The sequence below is a fragment of the Chroococcidiopsis thermalis PCC 7203 genome, from assembly GCF_000317125.1.
GTDB lineage: Bacteria > Cyanobacteriota > Cyanobacteriia > Cyanobacteriales > Chroococcidiopsidaceae > Chroococcidiopsis > Chroococcidiopsis thermalis.
On the sequence record NC_019695.1, the window covers coordinates 4,833,118 to 4,857,567 of the forward strand.

At 42.1% G+C, this 24,450-nt stretch carries 23 protein-coding genes, 1 tRNA gene and 2 pseudogenes; 14 read left to right on the forward strand and 12 right to left on the reverse strand.

The genetic code is table 11. The features are described from left to right. Positions 1 to 6: 6 nt before the first annotated feature. Both CHRO_RS20885 and CHRO_RS20890 read right to left on the reverse strand, forming a co-directional pair. Positions 7 to 813: a superoxide dismutase gene (locus tag CHRO_RS20885; RefSeq protein ID WP_015156211.1), complete on the reverse strand. Its 807-nt coding sequence runs from the start codon at positions 811 to 813 to the stop codon at positions 7 to 9. An 80-nt stretch (positions 814 to 893) separates the two neighbouring features. Continuing rightward, positions 894 to 1,247, reverse strand: a complete 354-nt coding sequence (locus CHRO_RS20890) for a phage holin family protein (protein ID WP_015156212.1) — start codon at positions 1,245 to 1,247, stop codon at positions 894 to 896. Positions 1,248 to 1,872: 625 nt separating this feature from the next. Here CHRO_RS20890 and CHRO_RS20895 point away from each other — a divergent pair. Further along, positions 1,873 to 2,253, forward strand: a complete 381-nt coding sequence (locus tag CHRO_RS20895) for a hypothetical protein (RefSeq protein WP_015156213.1) — start codon at positions 1,873 to 1,875, stop codon at positions 2,251 to 2,253. 283 nt (positions 2,254 to 2,536) lie between these two features. Here the strand turns inward: CHRO_RS20895 and CHRO_RS20900 are convergent, their stop codons facing one another. Beyond that, positions 2,537 to 3,766 (reverse strand): PQQ-dependent sugar dehydrogenase, encoded by a 1,230-nt coding sequence (locus CHRO_RS20900; RefSeq protein WP_015156214.1) that lies wholly within the window; start codon positions 3,764 to 3,766, stop codon positions 2,537 to 2,539. 391 nt (positions 3,767 to 4,157) lie between these two features. Here CHRO_RS20900 and CHRO_RS20905 point away from each other — a divergent pair, with 391 nt between their 5' ends. After that, complete coding sequence (locus CHRO_RS20905; protein ID WP_015156215.1) at positions 4,158 to 4,523, forward strand: hypothetical protein; 366 nt, start codon at positions 4,158 to 4,160, stop codon at positions 4,521 to 4,523. A 52-nt stretch (positions 4,524 to 4,575) separates the two neighbouring features. After that, on the forward strand, positions 4,576 to 5,202 hold the full coding sequence (locus CHRO_RS20910; RefSeq protein ID WP_015156216.1) for an exopolysaccharide biosynthesis protein: 627 nt from the start codon (positions 4,576 to 4,578) through the stop codon (positions 5,200 to 5,202). A 37-nt stretch (positions 5,203 to 5,239) separates the two neighbouring features. On the opposite strand, the gene CHRO_RS20915 is transcribed toward CHRO_RS20910, so the two are convergent. Further along, positions 5,240 to 7,273: a di-heme oxidoredictase family protein gene (locus CHRO_RS20915; protein ID WP_015156217.1), complete on the reverse strand. Its 2,034-nt coding sequence runs from the start codon at positions 7,271 to 7,273 to the stop codon at positions 5,240 to 5,242. A gap of 435 nt (positions 7,274 to 7,708) precedes the next feature. On the opposite strand from CHRO_RS20915, the pseudogene CHRO_RS20920 reads away from it, so the two are divergent. The 3 genes and pseudogenes from CHRO_RS20920 to CHRO_RS33520 form a co-directional block, all read left to right on the forward strand. After that, positions 7,709 to 8,020: pseudogene (locus CHRO_RS20920) on the forward strand (L,D-transpeptidase); the annotation flags it as partial. A 62-nt stretch (positions 8,021 to 8,082) separates the two neighbouring features. Then, the gene (locus CHRO_RS20925; protein WP_015156218.1) at positions 8,083 to 9,345 is read left to right on the forward strand and encodes a hypothetical protein; all 1,263 of its coding nucleotides are present in this window, start codon (positions 8,083 to 8,085) and stop codon (positions 9,343 to 9,345) included. 5 nt (positions 9,346 to 9,350) lie between these two features. Beyond that, on the forward strand, positions 9,351 to 9,692 hold the full coding sequence (locus CHRO_RS33520; RefSeq protein ID WP_015156219.1) for a hypothetical protein: 342 nt from the start codon (positions 9,351 to 9,353) through the stop codon (positions 9,690 to 9,692). Positions 9,693 to 9,734: 42 nt separating this feature from the next. On the opposite strand, the gene CHRO_RS20930 is transcribed toward CHRO_RS33520, so the two are convergent. Both CHRO_RS20930 and CHRO_RS20935 read right to left on the reverse strand, forming a co-directional pair. After that, positions 9,735 to 10,352 (reverse strand): DedA family protein, encoded by a 618-nt coding sequence (locus CHRO_RS20930; protein ID WP_015156220.1) that lies wholly within the window; start codon positions 10,350 to 10,352, stop codon positions 9,735 to 9,737. A gap of 181 nt (positions 10,353 to 10,533) precedes the next feature. After that, positions 10,534 to 11,118, reverse strand: a complete 585-nt coding sequence (locus tag CHRO_RS20935; protein ID WP_015156221.1) for a CAP domain-containing protein — start codon at positions 11,116 to 11,118, stop codon at positions 10,534 to 10,536. Between the two features lie 134 nt (positions 11,119 to 11,252). On the opposite strand from CHRO_RS20935, the gene CHRO_RS20940 reads away from it, so the two are divergent. Further along, on the forward strand, positions 11,253 to 11,618 hold the full coding sequence (locus CHRO_RS20940) for a hypothetical protein (protein ID WP_051033286.1): 366 nt from the start codon (positions 11,253 to 11,255) through the stop codon (positions 11,616 to 11,618). Between the two features lie 174 nt (positions 11,619 to 11,792). Here the strand turns inward: CHRO_RS20940 and CHRO_RS20950 are convergent, their stop codons facing one another. Further along, positions 11,793 to 12,167: a sensory rhodopsin transducer gene (locus CHRO_RS20950; RefSeq protein WP_015156223.1), complete on the reverse strand. Its 375-nt coding sequence runs from the start codon at positions 12,165 to 12,167 to the stop codon at positions 11,793 to 11,795. After that, entirely contained in the window at positions 12,167 to 12,997 is an 831-nt protein-coding gene (locus tag CHRO_RS20955) for a bacteriorhodopsin (protein ID WP_015156224.1), read from the reverse strand. Before CHRO_RS20955 ends, CHRO_RS20950 begins: the two co-directional genes overlap by 1 nt. Before the next feature lie 628 nt (positions 12,998 to 13,625). Here CHRO_RS20955 and CHRO_RS20960 point away from each other — a divergent pair. Further along, positions 13,626 to 14,651, forward strand: coding sequence for an AI-2E family transporter (locus CHRO_RS20960; protein WP_015156225.1), 1,026 nt, complete (start codon positions 13,626 to 13,628; stop codon positions 14,649 to 14,651). A gap of 80 nt (positions 14,652 to 14,731) precedes the next feature. Here CHRO_RS20960 and CHRO_RS20965 read toward each other — a convergent pair whose 3' ends face one another. Continuing rightward, on the reverse strand, positions 14,732 to 16,303 hold the full coding sequence (locus CHRO_RS20965) for a Na+/H+ antiporter (protein ID WP_041462572.1): 1,572 nt from the start codon (positions 16,301 to 16,303) through the stop codon (positions 14,732 to 14,734). A gap of 127 nt (positions 16,304 to 16,430) precedes the next feature. On the opposite strand from CHRO_RS20965, the gene CHRO_RS20970 reads away from it, so the two are divergent. Continuing rightward, positions 16,431 to 17,432: a DUF389 domain-containing protein gene (locus CHRO_RS20970; RefSeq protein WP_015156227.1), complete on the forward strand. Its 1,002-nt coding sequence runs from the start codon at positions 16,431 to 16,433 to the stop codon at positions 17,430 to 17,432. A 92-nt stretch (positions 17,433 to 17,524) separates the two neighbouring features. After that, positions 17,525 to 17,992, forward strand: coding sequence for a M48 family metalloprotease (locus tag CHRO_RS20975; RefSeq protein ID WP_015156228.1), 468 nt, complete (start codon positions 17,525 to 17,527; stop codon positions 17,990 to 17,992). Here CHRO_RS20975 and CHRO_RS33915 read toward each other — a convergent pair. Continuing rightward, positions 17,911 to 18,711, reverse strand: a pseudogene (locus tag CHRO_RS33915) (transposase); the annotation flags it as partial. The gene CHRO_RS20975 and the pseudogene CHRO_RS33915 overlap by 82 nt on opposite strands. A gap of 275 nt (positions 18,712 to 18,986) precedes the next feature. Here CHRO_RS33915 and CHRO_RS35095 point away from each other — a divergent pair. Both CHRO_RS35095 and CHRO_RS20995 read left to right on the forward strand, forming a co-directional pair. After that, positions 18,987 to 19,121, forward strand: a complete 135-nt coding sequence (locus CHRO_RS35095; protein ID WP_371934073.1) for a hypothetical protein — start codon at positions 18,987 to 18,989, stop codon at positions 19,119 to 19,121. Between the two features lie 103 nt (positions 19,122 to 19,224). Continuing rightward, positions 19,225 to 21,126 (forward strand): S9 family peptidase, encoded by a 1,902-nt coding sequence (locus tag CHRO_RS20995; RefSeq protein ID WP_015156230.1) that lies wholly within the window; start codon positions 19,225 to 19,227, stop codon positions 21,124 to 21,126. Positions 21,127 to 21,252: 126 nt separating this feature from the next. Here CHRO_RS20995 and CHRO_RS21000 read toward each other — a convergent pair whose 3' ends face one another. Beyond that, on the reverse strand, positions 21,253 to 22,134 hold the full coding sequence (locus CHRO_RS21000; RefSeq protein ID WP_015156231.1) for a hypothetical protein: 882 nt from the start codon (positions 22,132 to 22,134) through the stop codon (positions 21,253 to 21,255). Between the two features lie 247 nt (positions 22,135 to 22,381). Continuing rightward, complete coding sequence (locus CHRO_RS21005) at positions 22,382 to 23,119, reverse strand: tetratricopeptide repeat protein (RefSeq protein WP_015156232.1); 738 nt, start codon at positions 23,117 to 23,119, stop codon at positions 22,382 to 22,384. Positions 23,120 to 23,563: 444 nt separating this feature from the next. Here CHRO_RS21005 and CHRO_RS21010 point away from each other — a divergent pair, with 444 nt between their 5' ends. Both CHRO_RS21010 and CHRO_RS21015 read left to right on the forward strand, forming a co-directional pair. Further along, positions 23,564 to 23,872 carry a hypothetical protein gene (locus CHRO_RS21010; RefSeq protein WP_181824215.1) on the forward strand — a complete coding sequence of 103 codons (309 nt, stop codon included), beginning with the start codon at positions 23,564 to 23,566 and terminating at the stop codon, positions 23,870 to 23,872. Between the two features lie 160 nt (positions 23,873 to 24,032). After that, positions 24,033 to 24,104 (forward strand) — tRNA-Gly (locus tag CHRO_RS21015). Positions 24,105 to 24,450 lie beyond the last annotated feature (346 nt).

Below are 24,450 nucleotides of genomic sequence, written 5' to 3' on the forward strand. Positions count from 1 at the left end.
TGACTCCTATTGCTGTTGTGATGAAGCTTGCCATCTGCGGTTTATTTCTTCCCAGTTAACAACATTCCACCAATTATTTAAATACTCCGCTCGACGGTTTTGGTATCTCAGGTAGTAAGCGTGTTCCCATACGTCATTACCCATAATTGGATACCGATCTTTCATAATGGGATTGTCTTGATTTGGCATACTCGTAATCTCCAGTTGTCCTTTAGCATTACGCACCAGCCAAACCCAACCGCTACCAAAGCGATCGCCTCCTGCTGCATTGAATTGTTCTCTAAACTTTTCAAAGCTACCGAAGGTTTTGTTAATTTCTTGAGCAATTTGTCCTGTGGGTTGTCCCCCTCCTTTGGGACTCATAATTTGCCAAAAAATTGTATGGTTGAGATGACCGCCGCCATTATTTTGTACAGTAGTGCGGATTGCTTCTGGTATGCCATCCAAATCGCGCAACATCGTTTCTACGCTTCTATTACGTAAATCGGGATATTTTTTCAGGGCGCTATTCAGCTCTTCGACATAAGTTGCATGATGCTCGTCATGATGCAGCTTCATGGTTTTGGCATCAATGGCTTTTTCCAAAGCATTGTATTCGTATGGTAATGGTGGTAATTGTGCTGGATTGGCGCTCAGTTCTTCTTTGGGTGAAGCTACGGGACGGGACTGCTGGGTTACAGGCGATACTTGCGATATGGCTGTAGAAGTCTGCGCCTGTGCTAGCAGTAATGGTTGACCAATAGCTAACACGATTGTGAGTAAAAACCCAACGACAAACCATTTATTTACTTTGAGTAGAGAGCGAATTCTCATAAGCCTTGTTTAGAAATCGAGTAATCTTTATTTTCTGAAAACTTCAGTTTTATCGATTTTGAATTCTCTATTATCTTGCTCTAAATAATTGGTGGCACAATTGCCATGAGGATAGAGTTAATAACTGCTAGAGCCAGCGAACCCATTGTAGAACTCCAAAAGCCGTAACGTAAGCGAAACCCTGGCACTATAGCCGCAGCTAATTCAAAAATAATGGAATTTACAACAAACAAGAATAACCCTAATGTAATCAGAATAAATGGCAAAGCAAGAATGGTTAGCACGGGCAGTAAAATAGCATTCAGAATGCCAAATACAGCGGCAGCTATTGCTGCTTTACCAAGGTTATCAATCTCAATCCCCAAAAAAGGTAATCGAGCGATAATTAAAAAACTAATAGTCGTGACTAACCAACTGAGAATGAGGTTTATCATAAATAATACTCTCAATCTTGTTTATATGTTTTTAAATAAAAGAGTATCAAACAAAAGAGCAATTTGAGTTCAAAAATTCAATTTTTAATTACTAAATATCTAACAATCCTATACTAAGTGCGAATCATCGTCCACTTATCTTTTCATCATATTTTTCCATTTTAAGTTGTGTTGACGGAAGATACAGTTATGAAAAAATATTTTCATAGATATTCAGTCAGCTTATAGTTGATGTTGTTAAAAAATGACAAACGGCTAATTATTAATTGAACGATTGGTGATTTTCAATTATCTATAGCCGCTGTCATACAACTAAGTGCAAATTGCCGCCAGCCACTTAATTACAGCGTTAAAACTGTAACAGCTACTCTTAGTGTGTAGCTAAATTGTGATGAGAAAATGACAGAAAAGAATAGTGAGCAAAAAACGCTGGTTAGAAGCGAGATGATTTAACATCGATAGAAGAGTCAATTCTATCTTTGGGATGATAATTTTGCTAATGTTCTAAATATTTGTTAGATTGGATTTAGTGAATATCGCCAGCCCTAACTATTTTTGATAACGAATTTTAGAGCTGTGTCGCTAATGGATGCGATCGCAGTCATTCAGGGCTGGAGAAAACTATATGTATTCAGAAGATGTATTTAAGCATCAAAGGTTAGCAGCAGCAGAAACTCACTTCAAGTCGATAGTTGTTAGTGAAGTAGAGTCAGAGGGAGTCAAAACTGAGAAAGTTGAGAACAAACCTATAGTTACTAACCTATCTTTGGGTATTGTACTTCTGATCTGTATTATTTGTTTCATTATGCTGTCTAAGTCATGGGCAGCTACGCAGGAAGATCTGGAAGATATTATCGAGACTGCTAGTTTTTCTCAGTCTCCTTGTAGGAAATGTCTTTTCTTTTCTAACAATCTTTATCTCAAGTGTGCAGTACACCCAACAATCATGCTAACAAAAGAGGCAAGCAACTGTCGTGACTACAATCCTAAAAGTATGTTTTTATAAAAAATTTTCTAGATATTGAAAACAAATCGCATTATTAATAGCATTAAACCTACTCTGTTTGAGTATTCCTACTCAAATTAACTTTGAAGTCAAAAAACTTAAAGAAAAAATTGATGAGTAATTGATAAGTAAAATTTAGCTTTCATTTACAATTACCCATCAAGACTAACAACTAAGTGCAATTTGCTGCTAGCTAGCTTTGTTACAATTGTGCGTAATTGTAACTAGTTATTAGTGTGACGGCAAAATATGATGAGAAAATGACAGATTTATGATTCCTGTTTTACTGCTGATGAGTTGCCTGCTTGTTACCCGTGTAGGAGACGCGATAAATTACACCATTCGTATCATCAGTAAATAGTAGAGAACCATCTGGAGCTGTAGCAATGCCAACTGGTCTACCAAACTGTGTCGATTTCTTGTCATTGAGAAATCCAGTAATAAAGTCTTCAAAAGCCACTGGTTTGCCATTCTCGTAACGCAATCGCACGACTTTATATCCTACAGGAGGATTGCGATTCCACGAACCGCGCATGGTGACGAAGGCATCATTGCGATATTCGGCGGGAAACTGTGAAGCTGTATAAAATACCATCGCTAAAGGCGCACTATGAGCAGTGTAAGTTAGAACGGGCGGTTCGGTCTTGGCACAAAATTCTTTCTTGGTCGTACCTTCGGGATCTGCTGATAAATATACATCTGGTTGGCGATCGCCCCAACAGAAGGGCCAGCCATAATGTTGTCCGGCTTGAATTAAGTTCAGTTCCTCTGGCGGTTGGTCGTTACCGCGCCAATCAGTACCGTGATCTAGACCCCAAAACTCCCCTGTTTGTGGATGCCAGCCAAAGGGAATCGTATTTCGCAATCCCCGTGCAAAAATCGTCCGCTTGCTACCATCTGGTTGCACTCGCAGCATCGTCGCGTGTTCTTCGTTAGACTCGTCACAGGCATTACAAGAACTACCAACTGAAACATAAAGCGCCCCATCAGGACCAAAGGCAAGAGTACGATTTGGGTGCTGTCCGCCATCGGGTAAGTCACCGATGAGTTGTTGCGGGTTGCTAATTTTTCCGCCTGGTCGTAAATCTGCTACATACAACTCTCGATCCGTAACAAAGTAGAGACGATTTTGGCGAATGGTAATGCCATTTGCGTAGGGAAAACCCGACGCAACAGTTTGCTGCGTGTCAGCGCGTCCGTCCTTATTGCTGTCTCGAAGTGCCAAAATGTCGCCCTCTTCGCGGCGAGTGACATAAATTGTGCCGTCAGGAGCAATTGCTAAATTGCGCGGATTACCAAGATCTTTAGCAAATACATTAATCTCAAATCCCGCTGGTAAGTTTAATTGCTTCAGTAGCGACTCGTCAAATTTTAACTGTTGAGGCGTTGCTAAGTAGCCTTCCATCCGCTCTATCTGTTGTTGCTGTGGCTGCTGAGAACTAGCAGGCAGAGCTATACCAATTAATAAAGTACAGCCAAAAAATATCCACCCTAGATTCACATTTAGTTTCATCGTTTCTTAAGGTAAGCAGGCGCTCTGCTCTCTACTTTGGGATATATTTATCAGCCTGAAAGTCAATTGTGACTGAAAAATGACAAACATTTAGCAAGTGGCGATCGATAATATGTAATTGGCATTCCAAGAGTCGTTTCATTCATTGTTTTTGACGATCGCAATCTGATGAGGCATGATAGCAAAAATCGGCAATTTGCAATAAAATGCATCGACCAGTATAGTTTTTTTAAATTTATATCTTCTGGTAGAGCGAAGCGATCGCCAAATAAAACTAATAGTAGAGATATCGTCCTCTATCTATCGTTATGCCTGTAGGTATAAGTTTTTAAATTTCAGAAAATTTTGTTTGAATAAATTTTGTAAGTCATCAATTGCTGGAGGAAAGTATATGTCTTCCGATGATTTTTTGAAAAACTTATTTTCAGAGAAAGCTAACGCAAGTCAGATTATTGTTAGCGAAGTGCAACCTAACAATATAAAAACAGAGGAGGTCACGGTTAATCATCCTTTCTCTGAAGTATCGATAGGGCTTATTTTTATCAGCGGCTTAATCTGTTTTTTAATGTATTCAAAAAGGTGGGCGGTTACTAGGGAAGATATAGAAGATATGTTTGAAGGTATGTCTTCTCAAATCCCTTGCAGAAAGTGTCGTTTTTTTTCTCACAATCCTTACCTAAAGTGTGCCGTGCAGCCTACAATTGCTATGACTAAAGAAGCAATTCACTGTGTAGAATTCAGATCTAAGAAGAAGTAATTGCTTTGAACCAAATAGAATCTTTTTGTTCGCTCGACGTAGATATTACTTTATGGCTCGACTTTCTGTAGAATTGCATCAGTTCTTTTTAGAAGCAGAACGCCCACCCCAGGTTACACTAGCGGAGCTACTGCTTATAGCAGGGGAGAGAATATTTGGCTTTTTGTTCGTTTTGCTTTCCCTACCTTCTGCCTTGCCAGTTCCCGCACCTGGTTACTCTATCCCCTTTGGGTTGCTCATTTTCCTATTGGCGATTCAGCTAGCAATAGGATCTCAGCGTCCTTGGCTACCGCAATGGTTAGCCGATCGCCCGATTCAATTGGAGAAAATTCGAGCTATTCTAGATCGAGGTCTTCCCTGGTTAAGGCGGATTGAATCAATATCTCGTCCTCGCCTGACCTATGTTTGTACCAGCTTGGTAGGAAGAGTAGTAATTGGAATTGCGATCGCTTTGATGGCTGTCTCCATGATGATTCCCATTCCTGGCACAAACACCTTACCTGCAATTGGCATTTTTATCACCGGATTTGGTTTACTAGATGATGATGGTGCTATTAGTCTAGGTGGTTTAGTGGTTTGCTCGATCGCAGCCGTTCTCACTACGTCGATTTTAATTTCCCTATTTGTAGGTGGCTACAGTTTGTTTGAAATGTTCAAATCTGGGTTTAATACTCAGTAGATCAGGAGCAGATATGAATTACTGCTCCTGTTTGTTATCATCTAGATGATTTTGGTAGCACTGCTGGATCGTCATCAATTGACAACAAGAATTTAATTAGGTCGGTTTGGTCGCCAGTCGTGAAACCAGCAGCGCGATCGACCCAGTAGGCGTGTCCTTCACCGCTGACGTTTGACCGTTGCAAGTCAGAATTGTTGCGGTTAGCCGCCAGCATCGGTTCGCGTAAATCGCGATCGAGCAATGCTCTCAAACTTGCCTCTGGATCGGGTAAAATACCCTGCATTAGAGTGCCTGTTATACCCAACTGGGTGCGATCGCTAATTTCATAGTTACCATCAGCATTTTGTTTAAAGGCTGCTGCGCCAGCTGCCACACCACCATCATGCAAGTAAGGCGCACTCAGGTAAAGTCCAATTAAATTTTGTACTTTGTAACCACCAGCCGGATCGCTTTGAGCATAGGCAAGTTCGATGTCTTCCTGGGGTGTGATATCCGTTGGTACTGGTAGCACTGGCGGATCGGGTGGTAGAGGTACGGGTACGTTTGGTGGATAAGTGTCGGGTGGTACGAACAACTTAGTCGCAAAACCAGATGAAGCTGGTCCCCGTGCTGGTTGCGTCTTGACTTCCTTTTGGGCAATCACTCTGTGATTGGTGAAGTACCTACCACTATGACATTGGGCGCAATTAGCTTTGTTAAAAACTGCCGCACCGCGTTTGAGTGTCTCCAGATCGGTAGCTTCGTGGGGAGGTGGTGCTAATGTATTCTGATACGCAGACATGGCATTGATTTGTTCTGCTACTTGGTATCCTGGCGAGGCTGCCATTAACCCATTTTGCATGAACAGTGAAGCCTTGGGATATTCTGGCATCCGAATCACTTCGTTGAAGCCTGGTTCCCCTGGTGTCGGATCGATCTTGTCAAAGAATTCTGATGGTTTAACTGCGTCTGGTAAACGATATTTAGGATTAGATGCATTTTGTAGCATTGCCCCCAAATAGGTATCTTTATCAATCCCTGCAAGAGCCTCGGCTGCATCTGCTGTGGTTGCTGGGTCGGCATTCACGCCGAATACGGCATTGTTCAAAGTTGTTAGTCCGTGGAACCAGCCAATAGAAGCAACACCACTCCACGCATAGGGCCAAGCGCCGTGAGTGTAAGAAGTTGGAACTTGGGCTGAATTATTCTTGAGGTCGCCGTTAGAGACAAAGTTGCCAGGAATCCAAGACAGCATCGCAGCGTCTACTTCATCTTCCAGGATTTTTGCATCTGGAAGGTATGCGTTTTCTCCTTCAGCATTGATGTAAGTATGCTGACCCGTGGTAATTTTGGTTGGGTTGACATCTGTTTGGCGAAAGAGTGCGGCTGAGTTACTCGCTAGCGCCAGCAGCGCACCGAGATTGATATCTGTATTGATTGCCCCTTCTAGAACGCGCCCAGTTTTATCGCTAACAGTAGCATGACACAACGCACAGCTAATGCCGACGCGAGGTTTTGCATTGTCAATATGTGTCACCATTCCCAAGGGAAATAGGGAACCTTTAGGGACATCTAAACCAGTATTCAGGACTGTGCCGGCATCAAATGTGCGTCCTCCCGCCGTGACATCTTTATCTACGGGAATCTGGAGGTTAGTTGTTGCTTCTCCCTTCAAAGCCAAAACTGCTTTAGCAACGCTGCCGAGATTGATGGGACCATCTAAAACACCAACGACATCGGTAAATAGATACTCGTTGCCAAAGGTTTCTCGATAAAAAGCATCGCGTCCCAGGTCTATCAGTTCTTCTGTTACTTTAACTGCGCCATTGTCGGCAGATAACAGTTCTCGCCCTTCCTGTGTTTGCAAGATTTGGTCAGCTTCTTCTTTGCTGAGAGCATAACCCAACACATCGTACGAACCTACTGAGTTTGGTGGTGATTTTGTCAGTGGGGTATAGGTATTATTAATATTTGGCGGTCTTCCTGGTAGAGTTAGCTCAAGTTGATAACCCACAAAGGCAACAATCAAAAGAATTAATCCGAGTAAAAGAGTCGGACGCAACCAGTTTGGTAAAGACTTTAACCGATCCATAAGTTACCTCGTTCTCTTGACTCGATACGATTGGCAGCCGTCAAAATCTTTAATGTAGCGACATTAATAGTCAAGCTACCTTCTATTGTTTGATTCAGTGTCTATCTCATGAGTGAAAGTAGCGATCGCGCAACTTGTAATTACGAATACTAAATAAACACCAAATCTTCTATCTCCAGCATTGATAACAAATGTGACTCAAAAGTGATAAAACAAATGTAAATCTTCGTGCTTTTCAACACAAAAAGACTTCTTACTTAAGACAGATGTTAAGCAACTGAATTTAATCGTTGATATAGCAATCCTATTTGACTCATGAACGGAGCAGGCTTCTAGCTTGCGACAGGCTAGAAGCCTACTTTACAAATCATTTAGAACTGCTATATGTGTGATAGATTTTCTCTACAAGGTAATTTTTTCTAATGCTAAAGCGATCGCTCAGATCCTGTTGCTATAGGTCGCCAAGGCTGGGAAACTCCTACTGGTAATTTTCGCGTCGGTCAAATGTTGAAACAGCCTACTTGGATACACCCATTTACAGGGGAAACTGTCCCTGGTAGTACTCCTGAAAACCCACTTGGTACTCGCTGGATTGGTTTTTGGACAGATGGTAAAAATTCAATTGGCTTTCACGGTACTCCTAATCCTGAGTCTGTAGGCAAAGCTGTTTCTCACGGTTGCGTGCGGATGTATAACGAAGCTGAAGTAGTAGATATATATTATCTCAATAGCCCTTTCCCTTGGTAGAGATTTTAACAAAGACATATAGGTAATATTAATACTTATATGTCTTTAAGGCGGGCAAATTAATGGCAGCTTTACAAGAGTCCTCCGTTGCTAAGCTTTTAGGAGCAGGAAGATCGGGGAAGGTATTTTTAGTTGAGAGCCAGTCAGGTGCGATCGCCCGTAAAATATTTTATCCAGATACGATTGCTAACATAATTCATTACTTTTTCTTTGGTTCTCCTAATCCTTATATTTGGAACAAAGATGCGATCGCTTGTGCATTTTATCGCCGCAAAATTCTCGGTGAATTAGTACAATTTTGGTTTGGCGATCGCCTCACAGTTACAGATGCTCTCTCTACCAAGTGGAATCAAGAGTTTAAAGCTTATCAAATAGATACAGAATTTATCAAGGGAAGACATGTTTCGCTGCTTCAACCGTGTAGCCGAGAACGGGCAATCGAATTACCTGCATTAGTTCGCGGTATCATGCTACCATTGCAAAAAAAATTAATTGAGGCAGGCTTAGACGGATTAGTTTGGCAAGCTGGCAAAGGTACTCCTACAGCTTTAAACAATTTCTTATTAGCCAGTGATACTTCAAACCAGCCTGTTTTTGTTTGGATAGATTTAGAATCGGGTGTTCCAGCTTTATTCCCGATAAATATCATTGCTCTATTTTCATTTTACTTGCCCAAGACATTAAAATACAAACGGGCGATGTTTGATGATGTAGATAATTATAAGTTAAAACGATATATACATAATTATCAAGTAGAATTAGTAGCAAATATAGGCAGCCAGAAATATCAGGAAGTTTTAGGGTGGGTTGACCGATTAGAGTATCATCAAGACAAATGGAAATCAATGAGGAGAGTCGATCGCAGTATTCAATATCAATTGAAAAAAGGCGCGATCGACGAGCAACAAGCGAGATGGTATTCTGAGCATTTCTTGTTGTGGTATACACGGGGATTTTGGAATATTTTCCAAAAAATTATCAATCAACTATTAATTCAATTACCTATTACTCTTGTCCACAAAATTATTAATATTCCGTATCTCCAATTTTTTTATAACCTTTGGAGATTTATTTTATCGCAAAGATATAGAATTAATATAGTTAGAAACTATGTAGCAAGAAGGATCGAGCGTTGGCAAAACAGAAAGCATTTAATTAACGAAGAAGCTGACAGTTTGTTTCAAAGCTTAGAGCGGGAAAAAAGCAGCGAATATTTAACTGATTTTGGCGTTCATTTAGGCATCAAGTTATTTGTTAAAATTATCGAATATGTATTAGTGCCACTACTGTACTTCGTAGGCTTGATTAATGAGTTGGTTTTATAACTTGGTTGATTGTTGGTGGTCCAGTTTACCGCACGATTTATACATCTTGGAGAGCATTACAAGCGGCGATCGCCAGACAAAAAATTCCTTGGGTTGCTTTATTAGTGGGATTAATTCCGACTGCGGGCATTCTTGCATATCCCTGTCAGATTATTTGGTCAGCTAAAGGGAAAAAGCAAAAAATCGCTCAATTTATCGTGTATGATTTCTTTACTAGAATTGGGGCAACAATTCCTGCTTGGGGTGGAGAAGATACAAATACAGAGCATTTTTTCAACCAGATTGCAGATAAGATTGCTAACCGTCAATTAAATCGAAGAAAACCTTTAGAATCTGCAAAACTATAGCAGGAGGCAGAAAGCAGAGGGCAGATGGCAGAAGAAATTTTGTTATCTTTTTGCTTTCTGTTTCTGCTTGTGACGGCGATACATCACCCAAATTCCGAAACATACAAACCCTAATACGAAGAAAACTGTAGAAGCAGAACTGAGAAACTTTTCTACTAACTGATAGTTTTGCCCTAGCACGTAACCTGCATAAGTTAGTATTCCTATCCACAAAAAAGTACCAGCTGACGAGTACAACACAAAAGGTAGTAAAGCCATGCCTTCTAAACCAGCAGGGATGGAAATGTAAGTGCGAATACCTGGAATAAATCGACCGAAGAACACGACAATTCCCCCATATTTAGCAAACCATCGCTTGGATTTATCGATATCTTCACCAGATAAACCGATCCATTTGCCATGTTTATCTACCCATTTCCGCAGCCGCTTTTCACCTACCAGCTTGCCAACGTGATACCAAATTATCGCTCCTAGAACAGTTCCCGTTGTTCCCGCTAACACCACAAATAGAAAATTTAATTCGCCTCTTTGGACGGTAAACCCTGCCAATGGCATGACGATTTCCTCTGGCACGGGAGGAAAGAAGTTTTCCAGCACCATCAACAAGGTAATACCCAGATAGCCCATTCTAGAAATAACATTCGTAATCCAATCGAGCATAAGATGATTTAATTTTCCAAGATTGCCAAGCTTGTTCTGTCAAATTGATTGCTCAACACTAATTCACATAATTTATACTATTTTTGTTTGAGTTATGAAATGTTTGTAAGGATTGGTAATTTGTAATTTGTAATTTGTATTTTCACCACTACTCACTACTTACTACTCACTACTCACTGAATTAAAAAAGCGATCGCATAAATAATTGCGTGGCATAAAATCTGTTGCCATCTTGCCAAATCCCAACACCTGTTTGGTTGAAAGCAGAACGCAGAATGTTTTCCCGATGTCCTGGGCTATCCATCCAGCCTTTAACTGATGAGGAAATGGGGTTAGGAACGTTGGTACTTCTAAACAAGTTCTCCCCCACCATTAAATAAGTAATGCCTGCGGCACTGACTCTTTGCGCTGGGGTACTACCACTAGGGCTAGTGTGGCTGAAGAAATCTTCCCGCGCCATTTGACGGCTGTAATCGCGGGCTACTTGAGCTAACCTTTCATTATGTTCTAGCGGATTCAAATTATTCTGCTGCCGAATATCGTTAATACGCTGCCGAATCTCTGCTTCCATTTCGGCAACAGCAGGAGATTTCGCTGGGGTTTTTGGCTGTTCGGTAGCAGGTGGTCCCAGCCCAGGAATTCTAGAAAAAATATCTCTAGCAGGCTCGCATCCTACTAGAGTTAAGGCGATCGGTGTCCATGCTATCCATAATTTCCACGGTCGTTTTTGTTGCCGTTTATTTTTGGTTAAATTTTCCTTATTCATCTTAGGAATAGTTTGTCAAGGCGATCGCTCAATTTATTGTTCGTACTTGAGATGTCACGAAACAACTGCTCTACTAACATGAACTGCATGACAAAATTGCCAACAGTGGAGAGCTAACAACTCCACCATCAACAATGAGAATTTTCAATGCCAGCGATCGCTACAACTGGCGATCGCAAGTCGAGTCGATAAAGACAAGTTATGGGGAAGGTGAAGGCGTGACGGTTGGGGTGGGAGTTTCAAGTGGGGTGGTTGTCGTGCCTGGAGTCTCAAGTGGGGTGGTTGTCGTGCCTGGAGTTTCAAGTGGGGTGGTTGTCGTGCCTGGAGTCTCAGCTGGAGTTGTGGGGCTAGTAGCAGGAGTTTCAGCAGGACTAGTAGTATCAGTAGTACCAGTACCACCAGTACCGCCTGTACCCGTGGGTTCGCAAGCACCAATAAGCAGGGACAGCCCTAAAACTGGAGCTAGAAAAAGAAATTTGTTGCTCATATTCTCCTCTTAAAAATTGAAGTGCAAAGCTAGGGCACTTAGTATTTGACAATCAGGCAATAAGCTGACAATTGCTTCATCCTGCGCGATCCGGCGACGATGATCATCTACCATTGGTTGCAGGGAGCGATCGACTATCACCCGCAACCCAAAAGAACCATTCTTTTTCTTGCCTATGTTTTTTAAGCTAATTGCTAGCGTAGGCAATGGTGCTGAGAAGGGCGTTCTCTGCTTGACGGGAATCTAAACGGGTATGCTGGACGACAATTGGCACGTCCGACTCAATGACGCTGGCAAAGTCGGTGTCGAGGGGGATTGGTTCTGGATCTTTGAGGTTGTTGAAGCGAATATGTTTCGTGCGTCGGGCTGGAACAGTTTCTTTGTAAGGACCAACGGGTTCTTTGTCGCTGTAAAAGATTGTTATTTCAACATGGGCATCTGCGTCACCAGCATTGAGAATACATACGGTTTCATGGCTGGTAAATTGAGGTTCGGGTCCATTGCTATAAGCTGGGATATAACCCTCTGCGATTGCCCATTTTGTATGTCCAACTGGTTGCATTATCGCATACCTCCTGATAAATAACGAGTTTTTCTCTGTGCTTGCGATCGCCTTGGTTGTGCTACGACAGTTGCAAATCCCATCATCCGCATTACACCGCCTACACTTTCATCAAGACGAGTTTGCGTGTCAGGACTGCTGAGATTGCGTAAGCCATGTAAATCTAAGAAGCTAAATCCGACTTTGGAAAACAAGGGAATCAGACAAAACAAAAATGTATCTACAGTTTGACCGAAAACCCGAAAACCGGAAGGACCGAGAATCCAGACAATCGGATAGCAAACCCATAGCACTGTGAAATAAGTAGCAATTTTGGTGTAAAAACTAGACAGAGCTGAGTCTTGACTGCTGGCTTTGGCACGCAATGGTCCCCAAATTCCTGCCAAAACAACAAAGAAGGCAACTACACCGTTGATGTACCATAAATATCTCACCCAAGGGATGACAGACAGATCGGCAACTAAACCGCAAACAACTACAATGACTTGAGTAGCCATTAAAGAGGCAATCAGCGTCCAGTCTTTTTTGTGCAGGCGATGCATTGCCGTCCAAGACAGGGCTAATAACAATAGCGGTGTAGTGACAATCCAATCGATGTAACGGGCAAAATGAGCCACCTGTCCCGCCACCTCAATCTTTCCTTGTTCTAACTCCGCACCTGGTAAAACCATCGACAGATATGCCAGTCCCGACCAGATCGGAATAAAAGCGGCAACTAAATACTCATATCTGGGGACACCACGAGGATTTCTACCAAGCATGATGAAGTGGATTGCCCCGATCGCCATCCCTGCAATATAAAGCCAATGCCACAAAGCCTGCCAATCCATAATTTACCTCATGAAAGTTGTTAATACAAATCGCAGTTGGCTCCACTAATAATTAGCCAAAATGTGCTTTTGCTATTGAAAAAGGTGAATATTTGGATATTTACTGTCTAGATATTTGCCTTTTAAGCAAATAACTATAACTACTCGTTCTACCTCTATCATTCGGAGTAATTAGCTCTGTGCTTAGATTTACAATTTAATTGAGCGATCGCGCGATCGGTTATCTGCAAGATATGAAAATCTCGTTTGGTCTGAATTACAAAAAGTACAAGCTCGGCATTTTCAAGTTATTTCATCAGTTTGTTTCTAGTTTTGAAGTCAAATGTGACTAGAAAATGATAAAAAAATATGCTTGTCTTACTATCACTTTTCCATCACAATTAGGAACAATTCTAGAAATAGCAAGTTATCTGGTAATCCTCAATGGGTCATAAGATCTTTTGATGTGACTGTCATTGGTCATTGGTTATTAGTCATTTGTTAAATCGGAATGAGGCTAGCAATGCTCGTATGCCTCATGACTCAAATCGGTAGAAAATGTCAGCAAAAAATTAATTCTGCCTTTTGGCTGTGGTTGAAAATTCCTTTATGAGTCAAGGACAGGCAGAAGCAAGGAGTCAAACAAGCAATGAGAATTGGGCAATGGCTAGGATTATTTGCACTGATTGTTTCCCTATACATCCTCTGGCAAATTCGACAGCTAGTGTTACTTTTATTTACAGCATCTGTATTAGCAGTAGCAATTAATCAACTCGTGCGACGATTTGGGCGATCGGGCATGAAACGAGCTGGAGCGGTATGGTTGAGTTTAGGTATTGTTGTTGCTCTACTAACTGTGAGTTTTTGGCTGATTGTAGTTCCCTTTATCAATCAGTTTCAAGACTTGGTAGAACTTTTACCGTCTGGAATAGAACGAATTCGACAAGGAATTAATTGGTTAGAGCTGCGGGTTGCGCCATTTTTGCCAGAAGTTCCCGATTTAAATCAAATTATCCAACAGATTCAGCCTTACATTGCCAATCTCCCAGCACAGATGTTAGCTTTCTTTTCTACCTCTGTGGGTGCGTTGTTAGAATTTTTGCTGGTGCTGATTTTAACTTTAATGATATTAGTTAATCCTCAGCCTTATCGCAAAGCTTTTATCCGTTGTTTTCCCGCATTTTATCGCAAAAGAGTAGATGAAATCCTGACTCGCTGTGCCGATGGTTTGGGTGCGTGGACAGTTGGTGCTTTGATTGAAATGGTATTCATCGGTGCTTTGAGTGGAATTGGTTTGTGGATATTACAAGTACCGCTAGCGTTAGCTCATGCAGTTTTAGCAGGATTACTGAATTTTATTCCCAATATTGGACCTACTCTGAGTGTATTTTTACCTGCGACGATCGCCTTTCTGGATGCACCCTGGAAAGCTCTCGCCGTTATAGTTTTATATATCATCATTCAGAATGTTGAAAGTTACTGGCTAACGCCAACCGTAATGGCTCATCAAGTTGCGCTACTACCAGCAGTTACGCTGACGGCACAAATTTTCTTTACTACTTTTTTTGGGGCTTTGGGATTGCTGATGGCACTTCCCCTCGCAGTAGTTGCTAAAACCTGGATTGAAGAAACTTTGTTTAAAGATATTTTGGATCGGTGGCAGCATTCCTCTTAGAAAGCCTGGGCGAATTGAATTCGCGACTACACAAGCGAAGTCCGCCTGCGCGGACTGTAGAAAATTTAATCGCCTATGGCTTAATCGCTATGCCCATCTCCAGTTTGTAATACTTCTGGGAGAAACGGCGACAGTTCTCGATTTAATCGTCCGGCTTTGACAAATTCCGCATATGTATTCGCCTCGGTTGCCAATAGTTCGGAGCGTAATTGTTCGGCGCTAAAATTTATCAGGTCGGGATACTCGTTTTGCAATTGCTCGATTTCTTTTTGCAAATCTTCGATGCCGCCTTTAATCAGTGCTTCTTGGTAGCGATAAAACTCTGGGTCGATACCTGGGCGCTGGTCTGCCTGTAACTGTTTTAACACGCGATCGAGGGCAACCCGTCGCGCGATAAATTCCATATATTGCTCTTGACGAGGGCGATCGCCTAATAAGTTTAACTTTTGCAGTAAAGTTTTAATTGTCAATCCTTGAAACAGCAAGGTGAATAATACTACGCCAAACACCGTAGCAATAATTTTATCTCGCTCTGGGAGAGCAGCCGATACGCTCAATGCTAAAGCAATTGACACGGAACCGCGCAACCCACCCCACCAAAGTACGGTTTGGTCTGGTAAGGGGATGGTAGATTTAGCAAGATAGTTACTCAATTGGCTGAGAGTATAAATTGCGATCGCTCGCATGACAACAATTGCCCCTACCGTTACGGCAATTATGCCTAAATTCTCTCCCAACGTTGTAAAGTGAACTTGGTCGCCAATTAGCAAAAACACGATTGAGTTGACAAAAAACGCCAAAAACTCCCAAAACTCGCTGACAATAATTCGCGTGCGAGGATTCATGCCGATGCGAGAGCCAAAGTTTCCCAGAATTAAGCCGCAAGTCACGACTCCAATCACTCCAGAACCGCCCAAATCCTCAGTAATTATGTAAGTGCCGTAAGCAGCAACCAGAGTTAAAGATTGTTCGACTAAAGGTAAATCGAATCTTTGCGTCAGGTAGGAAATACCAAAACCAATTAAACCTCCTACAGCAACACCAACGCCTACAACCACAAAAAACTGGACTAAAATTGGCTGAACTCCAAGCTGCGTGTTTCCGAAAGACAGTGCCACTAAAAATTCAAAGGCAACCACTGCCATCCCATCATTAAATAAGCTTTCGCCTTCCATTAAAGTTGTCAAACGACTGCTTACGCCTAACTCTCGAAATACAGCAGTGACGGAAACCGGATCGGTAGCAGAGAGACTTGCGCCAATTAGTAAAGCTGTTGTCAAAGGCAGTGCGGCAAATTGATTTAAACTAAATGCCACGCCGACAATTGATATAACTACACCCACCACAGCATAAAGGCAAATTGGCACGAGATTTTGCTTCAAACTCGACCATTTCAAATTCCAAGCAGCTTCAAATAGCAACGGTGGTAGAAAAATTGACAAAATCAGTCCAGGCGATAGTTCCACCAGACGCACATCCACAAACGCCAATCCCAGACCTACAATGACGAGTAGTAGGGTATAAGGGATTTGGCGAAACCAGCTAAAGACTTGCGGTAGCGTTGCCACGCCTAGAGACACTGCTAGGACTGACAAAAATTGCTTGATGTTGGTTTCAATTGCTGCCTCTGCGATCGCCAATTCCATTACCATGCGTCAATTTTTATTCACTTCAAAAGTCAATCTTAGTCAGACTCGCGTGCTTATGACGAGCCTCTAGGGGTAGGACTTTAATTCAGTTATCAGTGACCAGTGACCAGCAACCAAGTGGGAGAAAGGCTTGTTCAGTAATATTCGCGATCACTTCCATAACTTCAGGAACAAAAAATCTCATCCGTTAGAAATTCAGCAACTCCATACAGAGTTGCTGGAGGAATCAAAGTTAAGCTCGTCTTATTTAGCTTTAACTATCAGTTCTTGTGTCATTGCCACCCTTGGTTTGCTATCAAACAGTGCTGCCGTGATTATTGGCGCAATGATTATCGCACCTTTAATGTTGCCAATTCGAGGCATAGCTCTAGGTGCTTTGCAAGGTCGTGTTATTTTGTTCCGTGAAGGCGCGATCGCGCTGGGAATAGGAACGTTTTTATCCGTGATAATTTCCTACTGCTTGGGTTTAATTGTCAGTCTTCCCAGCTTTGGCAGCGAGATTTTATCCCGTTCTCGACCAACGCTATTAGATTTGGGTATTGCTGTGGCGGCTGGTGCAATTAGCGGCTATGCCAAGGCAGAACCAAAAATTTCTGGCAGTCTTGCCGGAACTGCAATTTCTGTGGCTTTGATGCCACCGATTTGCACGATCGGGTTGGGTTTATCACGGGCTGATTGGTGGCTGAGTCTGGGAGCAACAATCCTTTACTTAACTAACCTGCTGGGTATTACTCTAGCGTGTATGCTCACTTTTTTAGTAGTAGGCTATACCTCGCTGGCACAAGCAAAAAAACCCCTCATCTGGACTATATTCTTAACAGTAATTCTGCTGCTGCCCCTCGGTTTTAGCTTTTTCCGCTTGATCCGACAGACACAGCTAGAAACTAGTTTGCAACGAGCTTTAGTGAGTCAAACTATTACTTTTCAACGGTTGGAGTTGCTTAGCAAAGAGACGAACTGGTTTACAAATCCACCCCAAGTTCGCTTGAACGTGCGGGCAAAGGAACCAGTGACACCTCGACAGGTGCAGTTATTAGAAGATTTTATTCATCGCGAAATGGGACAGCGTTTCACTCTAATTTTTGAAGTTGGAGAAGTGGAAGAAGTCCGCAGTTCTCCGCCAGAGAATTAAATAACTATGCTCAGTTCAAATTTATGTCTAACCTTTTTTCTTTCTTTACCCGTCGTCTTCGCCGTTCCTAGTATCCATTTCTAGCGTTCTTGATGGCGGTTGGTCTTTTTGTCGGTTCGCCTCAAATTACCCAGGCAATTCCCTGGTTAGATATTTTGCGTCAGGGAGTGCAAGTGATTCAATTGTCTACTATTTCCGATTCACAAGAAGTTGAGTTAGGCAAGCAGATTAATCAGCAGCTAGTTACAAAAGAAGTTAAACTATACCGCAATCCCCAGATCGAGCGATACGTGAATCAGATCGGGCAGCGGTTGGTAAAAAGTAGCGATCGCTCTGACATTCCCTATACGTTTCAAGTCGTAAATAATAATAGCGTTAATGCTTTTGCCACAATGGGCGGTTTTGTCTACGTCCACACGGGGTTGATGAGATTCGCCCAGAACGAAACTCAATTAGCCAGCGTCATTGCCCATGAAAGAGGTAGAAAAATAGCCAAATCTCGAACGATTTTTGCGACTCGCGAACCGCTCGTATTCTTGAGAAGAACCTGTACTTTTTGAGCTTGTCTTAAACTAGCTTGGGTCAATTCAAGTAGTTGGCGATAAGCTTGTTCTCTATTTTGACGACCCAATTGGCTTCGAGCTTGAGATAGACTATCAATAAGCGCGAGAAATTTTTCTAGCTGTCCGATGACGGTTTTGGAATAATCGAGGATGAATTTTTGAGTCTGTAATCAGAATTTCTTTAGCCTTACACAAGAGACGACTCAGAACTCTCACTCCATCTACTAATAAGCTATTGTCAGAAGGAAAGTGAATATTTGTGGCTACTACTGTTCCATCTGTTCTCATTTTTTGTGCTTGAGTGAATTTTAGCTCGATAGCTATTTGAGTTAGCCGTTGATTAATTTTACTCAAAGTTTTTTCCTAATTTGATTTGACTAACGAATTAGCGTACTCTTGCTCGGTAGTGAATGAAAATATATTCGGCAAAACTGTCTTAAAACTAAACTTTCATTTACATTTTTGAGGAGTTTTTCGTAACTTAGATAACGTAAATGTTTCAGAGCTATCATCCGTAGTATGACTTCTACGGGAATTGAATTTCTTCCGGTTTTGGTAGAATGGGGAGAACGCTCTGATAAATCAGTTTCAACTAACTCCATTAGTTTCTTATCATCCAGAAGACGGTCAATCTCAACCATTTCAGCATCCATCTGACCAGTTAATTGCACCAGAGTGCTAAATTTTCTATCCATGTGATATTTCTTTCGTAACACCCCTCACCAGTCTGACTCGGATTGAGTACCTAAAACTTCTATTTCAATCACTGTAAGACTTTTAGGTTTCGCACCGGAAAATAGTCTAATCTCCAGTAGGAAGTATCTTATCTTTTTTGTGCGCAGTTCTCTTCCCAGCGTCAATTGGAATCGAAATCGATCGACAAGTTATTCTCGTATGATTAGGGTTGGGAATTTTCTCCACTGCTTGACCATTTTTATGCTATGCAATAGCGGCGCAGCGTTTACCAGTCGTACTGGCAACTGCAATATTACTGCTAGAGCCAATGTTTGCAGTGTTATTTGCATCTGTAGTTCTACAAGAAATTCCGTCGCTTTGGTTTGGCATTGGCAGCGCACTAGTTTTCTGGGGATTGCTGTCGATCGCTGGCTTCGCTTTTAAGTGGTGACGTACACAAATCATAGCGATCGCCAATCGCATTCCCTAACCATCCTGCGGCTTTTGCTCAATTGCGGTAACAATCGTAAAAGAGCAATTATCAGGAGGCAAGTATGGTGACAACAACAGTCAGTCAACCTCAAACGCAACTACCACCATTAATTCCACGGGAAATTCTCTTCGGCAACCCAGAACGCGCCCGTCCTCAACTCTCCCCAGATGGCAAGTATTTGGCGTATATTGCTCCAGATGAAAAAAATATCCTTCAAGTGTGGGTGCGTACTGTAGGACAACAAGACGATCGCCAACTGACCCAGGATAAAAAACGGGGTATCCGCATGTACTTCTGGACGTTTGATGGCGAACAGCTAATCTACCTTCAAGATGCCGATGGCGATGAAAACTGGCACTGTTATGCAGTCAATATCAATACGAATATTGTCCGCGACCTGACTCCGTTTCAAGGGGTACAGGCGCAACCCCTCGCCTTAGACCATAACTTCCCGCATGAATTTTTGGTGGGGTTAAATTTGCCAGATTTAAGCAAGCACGATGTTTACCGCGTTAACCTCAAAAATGGGGCAGTAGAGTTTGACACGGAAAACCCAGGTAACATTGTCTCTTGGACTGTGAATACTCAGTTTCAAGTTCAAGCTGCGATCGCAGCTACGGCTGATGGTGGGTACGACCTACTTTACCGCGAATCCCCACAGGCAGCTTGGGAAAATTTACGCCACTGGAGTTCTGAGGATGAAGGCTACGCTGTTAGTTTTTCTGCTGATGACAAAACTTTGTATATCGTCGGCAGTCACGATGCTAACGCCCAACGCCTCCTCGCCCTAGACTTAGCGACTCGTCAAGAGACTGTTATTGCTGAAGATCCAGAATACGATGTTGATAGTGTCATCGTTCACCCAACCGATCGTGTTCTGCAAGCGGTTTCTTTTTACCGCGACAAACAAGAGTGGCAAATTCTCGATCGCAGTATAGCTGACGATCTAGAAGTAATTGCCCAAGTCCGCCCTGGAGAATACAACATTACTAGCCGTGACTTGGCAGATCGAACTTGGTTAGTGGCTTACATCACTGACAATGGACCAGTTTACTACTACACATACGATCGCACGACCAAAAGTAGCACTTTACTTTTTAGCAACCAACCCAAACTCGAAGAATTGCAATTAGCAACCATGCAACCTGTTTCCTACCCTACAAGAGATGGGTTAACAATTCACGGCTATCTCACAACACCTGTAGGAATTGCAGCTAAGAACTTACCAACAATTCTTCTAGTGCATGGAGGTCCTTGGGTGCGGGATACTTGGGGTTACGATCCAGAAGTGCAATGGCTGGCGAACCGAGGTTATGCGGTATTGCAAGTCAATTTTCGCGGTTCTACTGGCTACGGTAAGGCGTTTCTGAATGCGGGAAACCGCGAATGGGGCGCAAAGATGCACGACGATCTGATCGATGCAGTCAATTGGTTAGTAGAACAAGGTATTTCTGACCCTCAAAAAGTAGCGATTATGGGTGGTTCCTACGGTGGCTATGCGGCGCTAGCGGGGTTAACTTTCACGCCAGAGGTATTTGCAGCTGGAGTTGATATCGTCGGTCCCAGCAATTTAATTACGCTGATGCAGAGTATTCCGCCTTACTGGGAACCGATGAAAGCTATGTTTGCTCATCGTTTGGGAAATTTAGAGACGGAACCAGAATTTCTCAAATCGCGATCGCCCTTATTTTACTGCGATCGCATCCAAAAACCTTTGTTAATTGGACAGGGAGCTAACGATCCGAGGGTAAAACAAGCAGAAAGCGAACAAATTGTGGCAGCAATGCGGCAATCCAATCGACCAGTTGAATATCTGCTGTACGCAGATGAGGGACATGGTTTTGCCCGTCCCGAAAATCGCTTGCATTTCTATGCTAAAGCCGAGGAATTTTTAGCAAAATACTTAGGCGGGCGATTTGAACCTGTGGGCGATCTTGTAGGGCATTCAGGAGTGGAGAAATGAGGGTAGTAATTGGTAATTGGTAATTGGTAATTGGTTGTTGGTAGTTGGTTGTTGGTAGTTGGTGAGAGGTAAATATTATCTGCTGAATTCCAACTTCCAACTGCCGATTTCTTAATGAAAGACAAATCAATCTTCTAACAGCACTCGCGCTTGTTTTAATATATTCTCACAAATTTTGTAGCTAATAATTTTTCTCTGTACAACTGTGTCTCCCACCCATTCTACAAATAGAATTACACCTGCACCCAATACGGCTATAACTACCACGATAGAGTTGAGAATTGCTAGGTTATTTAACAAAATTGAGTTTAGTAAAAGCTGCAAGGGCATAGAAGTATAAACTAAGCTTAGAACAATAAAAATTGCAGCTATTTTAATAATTTTATGTGCTAGATTTACCTGTTGCGTCTGAAATGATAGTTCGGAGTGAATTTTATTTTCAACATACTGGAGCGCTTGTTTGCTGAAATTTGCCGTTTGAATAATTTTATCGACTAAATCTAATTCATAGCCAATCGCTTGCGCTCTAGTTACTTCAAAATCCAAACAGGCTATTTCTTTTGGGTTGCGAATTACTTGTTGACTCGATAACTGTCTTAACCATCTAACTTCCCAAAGGATGGCAAACAATAAGCCAAAAAAACCAAAAAGATAAATATATATTCTGATAGGTGCTGTTGCTGTTGGATTGAACAAACCTAATCCAATAGCAGCCGAAATAAAAAAACTCGCTCCAATTATAGATAGCTTCATCCAAATTGTCGGAGCAAGGCGATCGAAGATAGTTGTGATTTGTTGTCGATTGGATAAATTCGATGTAGAAATGTATATTTCTTGTTTCAGAATGATATATCTTAGCAGTAGGTTAAATACATCTTCAATCGCCCGCCGATCTATTGTTTTCTCTGCTTCTGGCAATGCTGAATATTCTGGTGTTGCCAAATTGAGATTTCTAGCTAATTCTTCTATAAGTTGATTGTCCTCGAAGGGATACGAATTATCCATCATAAAAAGATTTTAGTAATGGTTATATAGCAATCCAAATTGATGTGTGAACGTTTCCCGTATAGAGACGTTACATGTAACGTCTCTATACGGACAATCGATTTCACGATCCATCTAGGATTGCTATAGTTTCGTATATAACAGTATTCTTGTAAGTTCAAGAACAGTTAATCAATATTAATTATTTATGCAAGCAAATTTTATTTATTTTTTGTTTAAACCTTGTTAAAAACTACATTTCGAGTGAGAGTTAGGGAAAAGTTGCGGCTAAAATGTGTTTTGTCATCTCAATCTGCGACTGGCTGAACCCAGCTTGCAGGAGATGGTTGAGAAAAATGCGATCGCCATACCGTGCATCTAGATTGTATGCTTGTCGATAAGCAGCTTCAGCCGCAGCGCGCTCGCCCTTCTGCCAATGGGCGAGACTGAGAGCAACTAAAGGATGAGGGTTGGTTGGTTCTAGCTGGGCGGCGCGTTTTGCCGCACTAATTGCAGGTTCGTAGGACTGCAATCGCTCAAAAGCTAAGCTGAGATTGTAATAGGCAATCTCATTTTTTGGTTGTAAAATTGCTGCCCATGCGTGAACGAATACAGCAGCATTCAATTTACCACTGACTAAATAAACAATTCCCAAAGCGTTGAGAGCTGGAATAGAATTCGGATCGCGATATAAAACTTGAATTAAAGACTCAGCCGCCGCTTCTTTTTGTCCGGCTAGGTGTTGCGTCCAGCCTAACAAAACTCGTCCAGAGAGATTTTGCGGTTCGAGTTCTACAGACTTTTGCAAAGCCGCGATCGCTTCTGGATATTTTGCCGCTGCACGATAGGATAATCCCAAGGCACGGTATTCGCTCGCAGGGATTGCTGATGTTGGTTGAGCGACAAACAAGCTGCTAGCTGTTAATACAGTTATGACATGACGGGCGATCGCTGCACCCATAATTTGGCAGCCCCAATTCTGACCAAGATTTTCTTTCGTCAGCAGCATAACACAGGACTAGTCTCAGCAGCGAGTAGATAATCTCTTTTTGAATCTCCAAGGGTTGTCTAGAATGCGTTACCAAGCCTTACAGCATTGATGAGTTAGAAAACATTATTCGTTACTATCTCTCCAGTAAAAACTAGGCAATAGAGTACATACTGTAAGGATTAGTATGTGTTCTAATTAACAACCACTTATGACAAATAGTTCAGCCTATTGGTTAATGAAAACTGCATATTAGTAAATCAATATTGGATAAGGCAACAATATAGGTTTTTCATGTCCTTCCTACCAGCCGTTCCTACCGCAACGCTAGTTGGTGGGAATTTTATTAGTACATATCAAATAATCAGCCGATTGCCGGATGAGCAGAAGCAGACACCAGGGCTACACTAGACAAACTTAGTTATCTGTAGGTAGGTTATGTCTGGGGTGTCAGAAGAGAATGCATTGGCTGCTGAGGAACATGCCATAGCCTCACAGAAACAGGCTAAGCATACTAAGGAAACTGGAAAGCTCTTACAAAATCTTGGAGAGCCACAGAGTACGCATGGAGAGCTAATCGAAAAATACGGTAAGGCTGCGCAAAAACACGCTGATGCTTCACTGAAACACTCCCAAGCGGCTCGGAAGCACAATGAAAACTCAAAAGAGGAGTTTATCAAAGCTTCGCAGGAACATGTTAAGGAAAATCAGGAACACCTAAAGGCAACAAAGGAATGCATGAAGGTAGTGAAAAATTGGAAATCTCATGGGTGAAAGCATATTTGTTTTCCACCAGCGGTTGCCATAAATCTGATTCTCAGCGAATTCCCGACAGCTTCCATATGTACACCGCCTCTTGGACTTCTTTTCTTCTTGCCCATTGAGTATTTTTTGAGTACGATATACAGATATGTATGTGTTCAAAAGCTAAGTTGCGGGTGTAGTTCAGTGGTAGAACGCTACCTTCCCAAGGTCGATGTCGTGGGTTCGAGTCCCATCACCCGCTTACTAAACTTTAGGATTATGCGGTTTTTTCACCCGTCCTACTTATTGAAAAAACTATCCTTCGAGTCGTACTCTTTACACCAGCAACGCTCTAAAAGCAGGATTCTATGTTGCGCCTCAAACTGTTGAGGATTGAGAACTAATTTCGTATTGGCATCAAATATAGGCTGAGTCAAATATTGCCACAGTGGAAACTTTAACAAGTTAAATTGGAAATTCATAGAAATTCTCAGACGCGAAATAATACAGTAAACTTCAGACAAGTTCTCATAGCTGACGAACCCAGTACAATTAGCAGTACTAGTCAAGACCGCTCGCAAGTCTGCTAGATTAACATTGGCACAAGC

Excerpts from the sequence above, each read along its gene's own strand:
- CHRO_RS20885 (WP_015156211.1), bottom strand. The coding sequence starts at position 813 with ATGAGAATTCGCTCTCTACTCAAAGTAAATAAATGGTTTGTCGTTGGG.
- CHRO_RS20890 (WP_015156212.1), bottom strand. The coding sequence starts at position 1,247 with ATGATAAACCTCATTCTCAGTTGGTTAGTCACGACTATTAGTTTTTTA.
- CHRO_RS20895 (WP_015156213.1), top strand. The coding sequence starts at position 1,873 with ATGTATTCAGAAGATGTATTTAAGCATCAAAGGTTAGCAGCAGCAGAA.
- CHRO_RS20900 (WP_015156214.1), bottom strand. The coding sequence starts at position 3,766 with ATGAAACTAAATGTGAATCTAGGGTGGATATTTTTTGGCTGTACTTTA.
- CHRO_RS20905 (WP_015156215.1), top strand. The coding sequence starts at position 4,158 with ATGTCTTCCGATGATTTTTTGAAAAACTTATTTTCAGAGAAAGCTAAC.
- CHRO_RS20910 (WP_015156216.1), top strand. The coding sequence starts at position 4,576 with ATGGCTCGACTTTCTGTAGAATTGCATCAGTTCTTTTTAGAAGCAGAA.
- CHRO_RS20915 (WP_015156217.1), bottom strand. The coding sequence starts at position 7,273 with ATGGATCGGTTAAAGTCTTTACCAAACTGGTTGCGTCCGACTCTTTTA.
- CHRO_RS20925 (WP_015156218.1), top strand. The coding sequence starts at position 8,083 with ATGGCAGCTTTACAAGAGTCCTCCGTTGCTAAGCTTTTAGGAGCAGGA.
- CHRO_RS20930 (WP_015156220.1), bottom strand. The coding sequence starts at position 10,352 with ATGCTCGATTGGATTACGAATGTTATTTCTAGAATGGGCTATCTGGGT.
- CHRO_RS20935 (WP_015156221.1), bottom strand. The coding sequence starts at position 11,118 with ATGAATAAGGAAAATTTAACCAAAAATAAACGGCAACAAAAACGACCG.
- CHRO_RS20940 (WP_051033286.1), top strand. The coding sequence starts at position 11,253 with ATGAGAATTTTCAATGCCAGCGATCGCTACAACTGGCGATCGCAAGTC.
- CHRO_RS20950 (WP_015156223.1), bottom strand. The coding sequence starts at position 12,167 with ATGCAACCAGTTGGACATACAAAATGGGCAATCGCAGAGGGTTATATC.
- CHRO_RS20955 (WP_015156224.1), bottom strand. The coding sequence starts at position 12,997 with ATGGATTGGCAGGCTTTGTGGCATTGGCTTTATATTGCAGGGATGGCG.
- CHRO_RS20960 (WP_015156225.1), top strand. The coding sequence starts at position 13,626 with ATGAGAATTGGGCAATGGCTAGGATTATTTGCACTGATTGTTTCCCTA.
- CHRO_RS20965 (WP_041462572.1), bottom strand. The coding sequence starts at position 16,303 with ATGGTAATGGAATTGGCGATCGCAGAGGCAGCAATTGAAACCAACATC.
- CHRO_RS20975 (WP_015156228.1), top strand. The coding sequence starts at position 17,525 with ATGGCGGTTGGTCTTTTTGTCGGTTCGCCTCAAATTACCCAGGCAATT.
- CHRO_RS20995 (WP_015156230.1), top strand. The coding sequence starts at position 19,225 with ATGGTGACAACAACAGTCAGTCAACCTCAAACGCAACTACCACCATTA.
- CHRO_RS21000 (WP_015156231.1), bottom strand. The coding sequence starts at position 22,134 with ATGATGGATAATTCGTATCCCTTCGAGGACAATCAACTTATAGAAGAA.
- CHRO_RS21005 (WP_015156232.1), bottom strand. The coding sequence starts at position 23,119 with ATGCTGCTGACGAAAGAAAATCTTGGTCAGAATTGGGGCTGCCAAATT.